The sequence below is a fragment of the Dactylosporangium siamense genome (assembly GCF_016862795.1).
Classification (GTDB): domain Bacteria; phylum Actinomycetota; class Actinomycetes; order Mycobacteriales; family Micromonosporaceae; genus Dactylosporangium; species Dactylosporangium siamense.
On the sequence record NZ_BONQ01000005.1, the window covers coordinates 1 to 11,119 of the forward strand.

The 11,119-nt window shown below is 71.8% G+C and carries 9 protein-coding genes; 7 read left to right on the forward strand and 2 right to left on the reverse strand.

Going from position 1 to position 11,119, the window contains the following annotated elements:
* Positions 1 to 1,236 precede the first annotated feature (1,236 nt).
* The 4 genes from Dsi01nite_RS01195 (at position 1,237) to Dsi01nite_RS01210 (ending at position 5,394) form a co-directional block, all read left to right on the forward strand.
* Complete coding sequence (locus Dsi01nite_RS01195; protein ID WP_203844089.1) at positions 1,237 to 2,193, forward strand: putative endonuclease domain-containing protein; 957 nt, start codon at positions 1,237 to 1,239, stop codon at positions 2,191 to 2,193.
* A gap of 305 nt (positions 2,194 to 2,498) precedes the next feature.
* Positions 2,499 to 2,837, forward strand: a complete 339-nt coding sequence (locus Dsi01nite_RS01200; protein WP_203844090.1) for a MerR family transcriptional regulator — start codon at positions 2,499 to 2,501, stop codon at positions 2,835 to 2,837.
* A gap of 2 nt (positions 2,838 to 2,839) precedes the next feature.
* On the forward strand, positions 2,840 to 3,178 hold the full coding sequence (gene trxA, locus Dsi01nite_RS01205) for a thioredoxin (RefSeq protein ID WP_203844091.1): 339 nt from the start codon (positions 2,840 to 2,842) through the stop codon (positions 3,176 to 3,178).
* Positions 3,179 to 3,219: 41 nt separating this feature from the next.
* Positions 3,220 to 5,394 carry a putative bifunctional diguanylate cyclase/phosphodiesterase gene (locus Dsi01nite_RS01210; RefSeq protein ID WP_308441999.1) on the forward strand — a complete coding sequence of 725 codons (2,175 nt, stop codon included), beginning with the start codon at positions 3,220 to 3,222 and terminating at the stop codon, positions 5,392 to 5,394.
* Here the strand turns inward: Dsi01nite_RS01210 and Dsi01nite_RS01215 are convergent.
* Entirely contained in the window at positions 5,365 to 6,237 is an 873-nt protein-coding gene (locus tag Dsi01nite_RS01215; RefSeq protein ID WP_203844092.1) for an NADP-dependent oxidoreductase, read from the reverse strand. The two genes, Dsi01nite_RS01210 and Dsi01nite_RS01215, sit on opposite strands and share 30 nt — an antisense overlap.
* 108 nt (positions 6,238 to 6,345) lie before the next feature.
* Here Dsi01nite_RS01215 and Dsi01nite_RS01220 point away from each other — a divergent pair, with 108 nt between their 5' ends.
* From Dsi01nite_RS01220 to Dsi01nite_RS01230, 3 genes are all read left to right on the forward strand, one after another.
* The gene (locus Dsi01nite_RS01220; RefSeq protein ID WP_203844093.1) at positions 6,346 to 6,744 is read left to right on the forward strand and encodes a winged helix-turn-helix transcriptional regulator; all 399 of its coding nucleotides are present in this window, start codon (positions 6,346 to 6,348) and stop codon (positions 6,742 to 6,744) included.
* Between the two features lie 57 nt (positions 6,745 to 6,801).
* Positions 6,802 to 8,487 carry a sensor domain-containing diguanylate cyclase gene (locus tag Dsi01nite_RS01225; protein ID WP_203844094.1) on the forward strand — a complete coding sequence of 562 codons (1,686 nt, stop codon included), beginning with the start codon at positions 6,802 to 6,804 and terminating at the stop codon, positions 8,485 to 8,487.
* A gap of 69 nt (positions 8,488 to 8,556) precedes the next feature.
* Positions 8,557 to 9,615: a hypothetical protein gene (locus tag Dsi01nite_RS01230; protein WP_203844095.1), complete on the forward strand. Its 1,059-nt coding sequence runs from the start codon at positions 8,557 to 8,559 to the stop codon at positions 9,613 to 9,615.
* Here Dsi01nite_RS01230 and Dsi01nite_RS01235 read toward each other — a convergent pair.
* Entirely contained in the window at positions 9,612 to 10,382 is a 771-nt protein-coding gene (locus tag Dsi01nite_RS01235; protein WP_203844096.1) for an SDR family NAD(P)-dependent oxidoreductase, read from the reverse strand. The genes Dsi01nite_RS01230 and Dsi01nite_RS01235 overlap by 4 nt on opposite strands.
* Between the last annotated feature and the right edge of the window lie 737 nt (positions 10,383 to 11,119).

Genomic DNA, 11,119 nt, shown 5'->3' on the forward strand with positions numbered 1-11,119 from the left:
TGGTGAGGTGGCCTGCTGTGGTGAGGTGGCCAGCTGTGGTGAGATGGCCTGCGACCAGGCCGGCCGTGTACCCGCCGTTGCCGGACCCGGGCGGCCCGTTGAACCGCGCCGGAATGATCATCGTGACCACCCGCTCCGCCCGCCGCGGCCTTCGGCCGGGAGTGCGGTGTGGTGTTCCCAGCCCATTCGCGGGCCGGCCGCACCTCGGCGCACGGTTGCGGGCCTCACGACAGGTCTGCCGTCATAGCCATGGGAAAGCCCCTTCAGCGCGGCGGTCTGCGTCGTTGTCCACCGTAGCGGCTCGCCCGATGCCACTCACGTCGTCCGCGCACCACCCCGCTGATCCCACTCCCGGCCCAGCAGAAGCAGGCAAAGCAGCCGATCCGGACGTGATTCAGCGCCGTCGAGGGCATCGTTCGGCGCTCCAACACCGATCACACACTGAGGACGAAGACCATCAATCGGTGGACCGGGGGGGTACCAGCGTTGAAACAGCAATCTTCCGCCTACGCTCGTGATCGAAGGAGAGCTGTGGTCGCCCCCGCGACCACCCGACACCTTCGATCAAGCGACCAAGATCGTAAGCCCGTGGCGCGAGTGCGGTCAGGGTCGCGATTCGAGTGATTTGTCCGAAGTCTTTGAAGTCGGCGACAGCCGGGAGCCCGGACCACCGCCGACCCGCCGGTACCGCCAACCCCGTGATCGAAGTCGCCTGGCGGTCGTCGGGGTGGCCGACGCCCGTGATCGAAGGCGTCGGGTGGTCGCGTGGACGACCACTCCGCTCCTTGGATCACGGCAACTGGCGGCCAGCGCGAGGCCCAGTCCGACCTACGTCGGCAGCTCATCCAACGTCCTCACACCACCCCGCACCAGCCCGGTGATCGAGGTCGCCAACGGCCACCGGAGTGCCCGACGCCCGCGATCGAAGTCGCCAGAGGATCGTCCGGGCGTCCAGGCCCGTGATCGAAGTCGCCACACGGTCGCCGGTGTGGCTGGCAGGCGTGATCGGGAGTCGGCGGGTGGTTGTGGGGGCGACCGTTCTGCTCCTTGGATCACGGTGGCTGGTGGCCGGTGTGGTGGGCCGTCCTGGCTGCGTTGGTCGTGCGGGCGTTGGTGCTCGCGCCGGTTCGGTGATCGGGGTGGGACGGCCGATTTGGGCCTGCGATCACAGGAGCGTTGTCCACAGGGAGCGGTTCGGGGTTTCGATCCGCGCGGGGGTGCGGCAGCGTCGTGGTGGTGGGGGACGGTGGGTTCGAACAGTTGGACAAGGTGCAGCAGGGGCTTGTCTCCCGTGCGCAGGTCGCAGCGGCCGGCATGACCCGGTCATGCCTGCGGTGGAGGCTGCACACCAAGCGGTGGAAGGTCGTGCTCCCGGGCGTCTTCGCGATGTTCACCGGTGACCTGCACCGCGAGCAGCAGCTGATCGCGGCGCTGCTCTACGGCGGTCCTGACGCGCGCCTCACGGGTGCCGTGGCGATGACGGTGCACGGGTTCCGCAGTGCACCGGATGAGCGCTGTGTCCGGATCGTCGTGCCGTGCGGTCGGAGGGTGCCGTCGACGGGTTTTGTGCGCGTGCACCGAACGAAGCGGCCTGACCCGTTCGCCCGGCGTGTCGGCACGTTCCGCGTCGCTTCGCCGGAGCGGTCGGTGGTCGAGGCGGCCCGAGCGGCCGTGGACCGGCGCCGGGTTCGCGCCTGGGTTGCCGAAGCGGTGCAGGTCGGGCATTGCACCGTTGAGGACCTGGTCCGCGAGCTGCGAGCCGCGCCGAGGGCCGGGACCGCGGTGCTGCGTCTGGCGATCGACGAGGTGATCGCCGGCGTCAGGTCGGTGGCCGAGGGCGACGCGCGGGCGCTGCTCGCCGGGTCCGCGGTGCTGCCGGGGCTGGTGTGGAATCCCCGCCTGATCGGACCGGCGGGTGTGGTCCTGCCGACGCCGGACGGGTGGGTCGCCGAGGCTGATCTGGCGGTGGAGGTCGACTCGCGGGAGTATCACCTGTCGCCGGAGGGCTGGGAACGCACCATGCGACGGCACCGCCAGCTCGCCGAGGCCGGTGCGCTGGTGCTGCACTTCTCGCCACAGCAGATTCGCGAAGAGCCGGCGGCGTTCGTCAGATCGGTCGAGCGCGCCTACCTGACCCGGCTCGCCGCCTCGCACCGCAGCCGCATCGACATCGTCTCAGCGCCGCGCTCGTGATCGGAGGGATGAGGACGGCCGTCACGGCGGCGTGGAGGGAGTGCGTGGCCTGAAGTTGTGATCGGAGGGATGGGGAGGGCTTTCACGGCGGTTAGGACGGGCGATCGGAGGGGTCGAGAGGAGAGGCCAGAGCGGGTGTGATCGAAGGATGGGGAGGGCCGTCACGGTGGTGGGGAGGGATTGGCCGGAGGAGCGCGGTCGAAGGATCGGCGGTGGCGAGGCGGAGCAGCGGGCTGGGCGACCTCGGTCACGGGGTGGGTTCAGGGCTGGCGTTGACATCACTGTCAAGGTTTACGGTTGGTCGTATGCGGATCGGGGAGCTGGCGGAGCAGGCCGGGACGAGTGCCCGCGCGCTGCGCTACTACGAGCAGCAGGGGTTGCTCAGTGCCCGGCGGAGCTCGAACGGATACCGGGACTACGACGAGGAGGACCTGCGGCTGGTGCGGGAGATCCGCGCGTTGCTGGAGATCGGGTTCAACCTCGAGGACACCCGGCCGTTCGTGGAGTGCATCCGTGAGGGGCACAGCTCAGGCGCCGAGTGTCCGGCGTCGGTCGAGGTGCTCACCCGCCGGCTCGCCGAGATCGACGACTACATCGTGCGGCTGCGGCGGATCCGGGCCACGATCGTGAAGGAGCTGGGTTGAGCATGCTGAACGTCACCGATGCCACGTTCGCCGACGAGGTGCTGGGCAGTGAGCTGCCGGTGCTGGTGGACTTCTGGGCCGAGTGGTGCCCGCCGTGCCATCGGCTGTCGCCGGTGCTGGAGGAGCTCGCCGTGGAGTACGAGGGGCGGGCCAGGATTGTGAAGCTTGATTCGGATGAGAATCCCGAGACGGTTCGGGCGTACGGGGTGATGTCGATGCCGACGCTCAGCCTGTTCCGGGGCGGGGAGCTGGTGTCGCAGGTGGTCGGGGCGCGGCCGCGGGCGCAGCTGCGGGCACAGATCGACGGCGCGCTGACGGAAGTCGCGCAGAACGTGAGCTGACCCACCCTCATACCCGCGCCGCGACCGCCGATGGTGCACAGGTGCGGGGAACAGAGCGGTTGTGGATGTGGTGGACGGTCGCCGGCCTGCTGGCGACCGTCGGCTATTTCACGCTGCCGAGCGGTTCCCTCGCCGCCAGCCTCGTCTACGACGGGCTCGGCGCCTCCGCCGCACTGGTGATGCTCAGCGCGGCCCGGCGCAGGCTGACCTGGTGGCTGTTCGCGGCCGGCGTGCTGCTGTGGGTCGGCGGCGACGCCGTGTACAGCTACTACGTGCACGGCCTGCACGAGGACCCGTTCCCGTCGGTGGCCGACGCCATGTACCTCGGCGCGTACCCGCTGCTCGCCGCCGGCGTCTTCGGGCTGGTGCGGCAGCGGGCCGGGCGCAGCCGCGCCGCGGTGCTGGACGCCTCGATCGTGGCGACCGGCGTCGGGCTGGTGCTGTGGACGTTCGTGATGCAGCCGATCGCGCACGACGGCAGCGTCGGGGTCGGTGCGCGGGTCGTCGCGCTCGCGTACCCGGCGTTCGACGTGCTGCTGCTGGCCATGCTCGCCCGGCTGTTCGTGTCCGGCGCCGTGCGCGACACCGGCGTCCGGCTGCTCGCCGCCTCGTTCAGCGTGCTCACCTGTGCCGACGTCGCGTATTCGGTGCTCACGGCGACCACCTCCTATGACGGCGGGCTGTTCGACGCCGGCTGGCTGCTGTCCTACGTGTTGTGGGCCGCCGCCGCGCTGCACCCCTCCTCCAGGAACACCGCCAAGAAGGCGGACACCGCCGAGGACGGGCTGCGGTTCGGCTGGGTGCGGCTGCTGGCACTGGCGAGCTCGGCGCTGCTGGCGCCGGGGGTGCTGCTCGTGCAGGGCGTCACCCGGCCCCGCGACATCGACTGGCTGCCGGTCGGCGCCTGCGCCGTGGTGCTGTTCCTGCTCGTCGGGGTGCGCATGGCCGGCCTCGTGCGGCAGGTCCGGCGGCTCGCCGTGCGCGACGACCTGACCGGCCTGGCCAACCGGCGTGAGCTGGAGCTGCGCATCCGCGCGACGCTGGGCTCGCCGACGACGGTGGCGCTGATCGACCTCGACGACTTCAAGGCCATCAACGACCGGCTCGGGCACGGCGTCGGCGACCGGCTGCTCGTCGCCGTCGCCGAGCGGCTGCGGGCCGTGGCCCGGCCCGGCGACGTCGTGGCCCGGCTCGGCGGCGACGAGTTCGCGCTGCTGGTGCAGGACGGCGACGTGAGCGTGTTCGCGGCGGCGCTCGAGCAGCCCTTCATCGCAGGGCCGCACCGGCTGCTGGTGCGGGCCAGCATCGGCGTCGCGGACTGCCGGGACACCGCCGACCCGTTCGAGCCGCTGCGACGGGCCGACGTCGCGATGTACGCGGCGAAGGTCACCGGCGGCCGGCAGCTGCACTACGACGCCGGCCTCGACGCCAAGGCCACGGAGCACGCGGAGCTCGGCGCCGACCTGCGCACGGGACTGGACGAGTCGCAGTTCTTCATGGTGTACCAGCCGATCGTCGCCCTGCCCGACGGCGAGACGGTGGCCGTGGAGGCCCTGGTGCGCTGGCAGCACCCGCTGCGCGGGCTGGTGAACCCCGTCGACTTCATCCCGGTCGCCGAGCACAACGGGCTGATCGTCGAGCTCGGCGCCTGGATCCTGCGCGAGTCGTGCACCCGGATGGCGTCGTGGCGGGCCACCCTGGGCGAGCGGGCGCCGCAGCGGGTCAGCGTGAACGCCTCGGCCCGGCAGCTGTCGGAGCCGGACTTCGCCGGCACCGTCGCCGCGGTGCTCGCCGACACGGGGCTGCCGCCGCGGTGCCTGGTCATCGAGGTCACCGAGACCGCGGTCTTCGACAGTGACACCGCGCTCGGCACGCTGCGCGCGATCAAGGCCCTCGGGGTGCGCATCGCGCTGGACGACTTCGGCACCGGGCACTCGTCGCTCGGCCTGCTGCAGACGGCGCCGGTGGACATCCTCAAGGTCGACAAGTCGTTCATCGATCACGTGGGTACCCCCAGCAGGCAGGCCGTCATCGCCCGGGCCCTGATCGACGTGAGCAACCACCTGGAGCTGACCGCGATCGCCGAAGGTGTGGAGACCGCGGCGCAGGCCGAGGAGCTGTACCGGCTGGGTTACCGCTTCGTCCAGGGGTACCACTTCGGCCGGCCCGCGCCGGATCTGGCGATATCAGACAGTCAGCACCAGCTTGCCGCGTAGGCCGCCGGCCTCCAGCCGCCGGTGTGCCTCCGCGGCCTCCGCCAGGGGCAGGGTCCCCGCGACCCGGGTGATCAGGCCCGCGCCGAGCACCTCGGCGAGCTGCTGCCGATCGGGCGTCACGTGGACGGTGTCGACCCGCACACCGCGCTCCGCCGCCGGGGCGGAGAAGTCGGTCACCGCCACGAACACGCCGCCGTCGCGCACCGCGGCGATCGCCTCCGGCACGGACGCGGCGTTGAGCACCCCGTCGAACGACCCGGCCGCCGGCGTGTCGGTGCGCGACAGCACCGTCTTCGCGCCGAGACCGGCCACGTACGCCTCGTCCCTGGTCGACGCGACCGCGGTCACCTCCAGCCCGGCCGCGACCGCCTGCTGCACCGCGAACCCACCGACGCCGCCGCTCGCCCCCGTGACGAGCAGTGACTGTCCTACGGTGAGCCCGGCGAGCCGCAGCGCCTGCACCGCGGTGACCGCGTTCAACGGCAGCGTCGCCGCCGTGACGGGGTCCACCTGCTCCGGCAGCGGCGCGAACCAGGCCGGGTCGGCCAGCAGCACCGACGTGTACGTGCCGACGCTGCCGCCCTGCTCGAACCACGGCACGAAGCCGGCGACCGCCTGCCCGTCGTCGGTGACCCCGGCGAAGTCCCACCCGAGCACGAACTGGCCGGTCAGGTCCGGCGCCAGCGCCGCCGTCCAACCGGCCCGGGTCGCCGTGTCGACCGGGTTGACCGCGGCGGCGGCGACCCGCACCCGCACCCTGCCGGGCTCCGGCGACGGCTCCGGCCGGTCCACGACCCGCAGCTGGTCGACCCCGCCGTACCCCTGCACCTCGACCACTCGCATGACAATTCCCCCTTGCCGAACGTTCTCTGACGGGAAACAGCCTTACCGAGGCAGGTACTCTTCGAAACCAGGCACCTGAAAGTGCCCTAGGGAGCCGGGGGGAACGTCATGCCGAAGTCAGCCGAGCAGCAGCGCAACGAGGCGAAGGTCCTCTACGACGCCTACATGGCCGCCTGCCCGACCCGCGAGGTGTTCGAGACGATCGCCGACAAGTGGGCCGGCCTGCTGGTCAACGCCCTCGCCGACGGCCCGCGCCGGCACAGCGAGCTGCGGCGGCGCATCGCCGGTGCCAGCCAGAAGATGCTGACCCAGACCCTGCGGGCCCTGGAGCGCGACGGCCTCGTCAAGCGCACCGTCACCGCCGCCGTCCCGGTCCGCGTCGACTACGAGCTGACCCCGCTCGGCCTGTCCCTCGCCCCGGTCCTCGGCGCGCTGAAGGCCTGGGCGGAGACCAACATCGAGCACATCATGGCCGCTCGCGACGAGTACGAGCTGCAGTCGCAATAGCGGTCTCGTCACATCGGAAGGGCTTCAGCCCGCCGGGGCCCGGCCGATGACGCTGGCATGGCCGGATCGACGATGGACCGTGACGCGCTGCTTGCCGCCCTGCTGGCGGAGCATCCCGACGCGTTCGTCAGCGCGGTCACCGTCCAGGGGCTGTTCGCGCCCCTGCCGGAGGAGCTGCGGCGCAGCGGCCTGCGCCCAATCGAAGGGCCGACGTCGGCGCTCGGGCTCGTCGCCGGCGACGACCAGCCGGCCGTCGTGGACGCCTGGCACCGGGCCATCGCCGACGGCGTGGGCAGCTGCCTGTTCCACCCGCGGGCGGCGCCGGGCGCGACCGCCCGGATGCACCTCATCGACACGACCCACCGCTTCGGCCTGTACACCTGCTGCATCACCGGACTCGAGGGCCAACCCGAGGCGCTCGGCGTCGACGCGGTCCGGCCACGGCTCGTCACCGTGCGCAAGGACCAGACGGCGGTGATCACCGACGCCGACCCCGGCATCGTGAGGCTGCTCGGCTGGACCGCCGAGGAGCTCGTCGGCCGCCGCGCCATCGACCTGGTCCACCCCGACGACCACCAGCGGGCCATCTCCAGCTGGATGGACCTGCTCACCGTGCCGTCCGGGGAGGCCCGCCGGGTGCGGCTGCGGCACCTGCACCGCGACGGCCGCGCCATCTGGTTCGAGATCACGAACCACAGCTTCCTCGGCGCCCCGGACCACCCGCACGTCCTCGGCGAGATGCTCGACATCACCGACGAGATGGCCGCCGAGGAGGCGCTGCGCGCCAGCGAGCAACTGCTGCGCCGGCTCACCGAGGCGCTGCCGATGAGCATCGTGCAGATCGACGCCGACCGCCGCATCGTGTATCAGAACGCCCGCGTCGCCCGGACCATCGGCACGGTTGAGGGCGACCTGCTGGACGGACAGCGACTCGCCGGCGGCGTCCTCCCGAGCGACCTGCCCACCGTCACCGCCGCGCTCGACGGGGTGCTCCGCGACGGGGCTGATGTCGACCTGGAGTACGGCTTCCGCCACCCGGACACCGGCCTGCGCCGGGTCGACGCGAAGGTCCGTGCCCTCGCCGCCCCGGACGGCCAGGTCACCGGCGCCATCATCTGCCTCACCGACGTCACCGACGCGGTCCGGATGCGCGAGGAACTGCACCGGCAGGCCACGTACGACGCGCTCACCGGCTGCCGCAGCCGTGCCGCGACCCTGACCGCTCTGGACTCCTGGTTGTCCGCGCCGGCCCTGACCGCTGTGGACTCCTCGTTGTCCGCTGTGGACTCCGCGTTGTCCGTTTTGGATTCCGCGTTGTCCACGCATCGCGGCGTCGCCGTCGTCTTCGTCGACCTCAACGAGTTCAAGGAGGTCAACGACCGCTACGGCCACGCCGCCGGCGACCGCCTCCTCGCCCACGTCGGGTCCCTGCTGCGCGCCGCCGTCCGCGACGGCGACGTGGTCGGCCGCTTCGGCGGCGACGAGTTCGTCGTCGTCTGCCGCGACGTCGCCGGCCTGCCGCAGGCCCGGCGGATCGGGGAGACCCTGGCCACCGCGGTCGCCGCCGACGGCGCGGCGCTGCACCTCGACGCGCTGCGGATCCTCCCGCGCGCCAGCATCGGGGTCAGCTGGGGCCGCCCGGGCACCATCGACGCGGACACACTCATCGCACACGCGGACGCGGCCATGTACGCGGCGAAGAAGACACGTGCGGGCCGGGTCGCCCTGCAGGTGGCCGCCTAGCGGGGCACCATTTCCGATCGGATTCCTCTACTCTCGGCGGTCGACCCGGAGTCGACTCGGAGGGCACCCGTGGAGGAGTTGGCGCCGTCATCGGCGGAGATCACTGTCGTGGCCGTCCTGACGCTGGCCGGGGTCCTGGCCGCGCTGGGCCTGCTGTTCGCGCTCCGCCGACGTTTCGCTGGTCGCGACGGCGCCGCCGGGCCGTCCCGGCCGACGTGGGGGCTCATCATGCTCACGCTCATCGGGACCGTGCTGCTGTTCATCGGCGGGCGCACCGACTACGTCATCGGCCACCCCGGCAGCGACACGGCGACCCTCTTCACCCTGCACGGCCTGGAAACGCCGGTGTACTGGATCGCGTACCTGATCCTCGGCGGGCTGCTGATCACCCTCATCGGCGCGCTGCTGAAGTCGCCGATCACCCTGCGCTGGGTGGCCGGCCCGCCGGCGCTGCTGGTCGCGGCCCTGCTGATCGGCCTGCTGACCGCCCTGAAGCTGAAGATCGACCGGTTCGACCGGCACCTGGCCGAGCGGCACCTCCCGGCGGCGAAACCCACCGACGGCATCTACTCCGACACCGTCGTCGGCGCCGACGCGCGGTTCGGCTGGGTCCTCGGCGTGCTCGGCGCCGCGCTGCTGACGCTGACGGTCGTGCTCGTCGTCGCCGGGCCCAGCGAGGTGCTGGTGCTGGTCACCGTGACCGCAGGACTCACGCTGCTGAGCGCCAGCGCGCCTATCGGCGGCGAGTACTGGGCGCTGCGCGACGGCACCGTGGAGTGGGTGACGGTCCCGGCGCTGAGGCTCGGCGGCACCATGCTGCTGTGGCCTATCGTCATGGCCGGACTGGCCGCGCTGCTGCTCGCGATTCCCTTCCTGCCGCGGTGGTACCGAGGGATCGCCGCGTTCGCCGCCGCCCTGGCACCCGGGTGGATCCTGCTCGTCGTCTGGGCGTCCATCGCGACCGTGGAAGGCGACGCCGGCCTGAACCTGCTCCGCGCCGACGGCTACACCCTCGCCGTGAGCCACGGCGCCGCCGCCATCTACCTGCTCCTGTTCACCCCGTTCTTCGTGGTGCCGTGGGTGGCCATCCGGGCCTGGCGCATCACCCGCCGTGGCGTTCCTGCCTAGCGGGCGGTCCAGCCGCCGTCGATGAGCAGCGTCTCGCCGGTGATGAGGGACGCGGCGGGCGACACCAGGAACAGCACCGCGCCCGCGACCTCGACCGGCTCGCCGATGCGGTGCAGCGCGGCGATCCGCTCGACCACGTCGCGGCGGTGCTCGGGATCGGCGAGGTACGCCTCGGTCCCCGGCGTGTGCACGAACGTCGGCGCCACCGCGTTCACCGTGATCCCGTGCCCTCCCCACTCGACAGCCAGGCAACGGGTCAGGTGCGCGATGGCGGCCTTCGTCATGCAGTACACCGCCTCACCCGGCAGCGCCACGGCACCGGCCTGCGAGCCGATGTTGACGATCCGCCCGTACCCCTGCCGGATCATCACCCGCCCGGCGGCCTGGCTGGCGAAGAACGTGCCCTTGAGATTGACCGCGAGGGTCTGGTCGAAGTCCTCCTCGACCACGTCCTCGGCAAGGTTCTCCGGAGCGATGCCGGCATTGTTGACCAGGATGTCGAGCCGGCCGAAGTGCTCCACGACCGCGTCGACGGCGGCGCGGACCTGCCCGACGTCGGTGACGTCCATCTGCAGCGGCAACACCCGCCGGCCGAGCGCCGTGACCTCCGCGGCCAGGCCGGCATCCGCCGCCACGTCCCGCAGCCCGAGCGCGACGTCGGCACCGGCGTGGGCGAGGGTGAGGGCGATGGCGCGGCCGAGCCCCCGCGCGGCCCCGGTCACCAGAGCCACCCGCCCGGGCACGTCAAACCGCGGAAACCCGTCCATGCGGGCAGCGTACGTGAACCCCGATGCGCCCCGTACCCACACCGCCACGGCCGCCCGCCGCTCCCGCTCACCGGGCCGGCGCGGGGTGCTGCGAGCTCCGATGGACGCGTTGCCGACGCAGCTCAACCCGGCCCACCGCGCCCGCCACCAACCGCCGTGATCCACGGAGTGGAATGGTCGCCTACGACCACTCGCCGACTTCGATCACGGCTGCCAGCCACCCCGACGGCCAACCAACGACTCCGATCACAGCTGCCGGCCACGCGGCCGCCAGTCGGCGACTTCGATCTGTGAAAGGTCTTGCCAGGCAGGTTGGCGTGACAATCTGAACGATCTCCGGGGTCAGATGCCGGGAACCTTCGGGTTGTGGGAATCCGGCAACGACGCCGTGTGCCCGCCGCGCGATCCGGCGCTGCCGATGTCCGGAACAGCCTCGTTCGCCCGCCTGTTCTGCGCTGGGAGTGGATCTCCCCGGTGATCGAAGTCGGTGGCCGGCTGTCCACGCAGCTGTCCACACAGCCCGTGCACGACTTCGATCACGGAGCTGGCGCGGAGCGGTGCGAGCGCCGGCGGACGCATTGCCGACGCAGACCAGACCGGTCCGCCGCGCTGGCCACCAGCTCCGTGATCCAAGGCGCCAAACGGCCACCCCGACGACCAACCAACGACTCCGATCACGAACCGCCAACCACCCCGACAACCAACCAACGACTCCGATCACCGAGCCAGGCGACGGG

Bases quoted from the DNA above. Each gene is read 5' to 3' on its own strand.
- Dsi01nite_RS01200 (WP_203844090.1), top strand. From the start codon at position 2,499: ATGCGGATCGGGGAGCTGGCGGAGCAGGCCGGGACGAGTGCCCGCGCG.
- trxA (WP_203844091.1), top strand. From the start codon at position 2,840: ATGCTGAACGTCACCGATGCCACGTTCGCCGACGAGGTGCTGGGCAGT.
- Dsi01nite_RS01215 (WP_203844092.1), bottom strand. From the start codon at position 6,237: ATGCGAGTGGTCGAGGTGCAGGGGTACGGCGGGGTCGACCAGCTGCGG.
- Dsi01nite_RS01220 (WP_203844093.1), top strand. From the start codon at position 6,346: ATGCCGAAGTCAGCCGAGCAGCAGCGCAACGAGGCGAAGGTCCTCTAC.
- Dsi01nite_RS01225 (WP_203844094.1), top strand. From the start codon at position 6,802: ATGGCCGGATCGACGATGGACCGTGACGCGCTGCTTGCCGCCCTGCTG.
- Dsi01nite_RS01235 (WP_203844096.1), bottom strand. From the start codon at position 10,382: ATGGACGGGTTTCCGCGGTTTGACGTGCCCGGGCGGGTGGCTCTGGTG.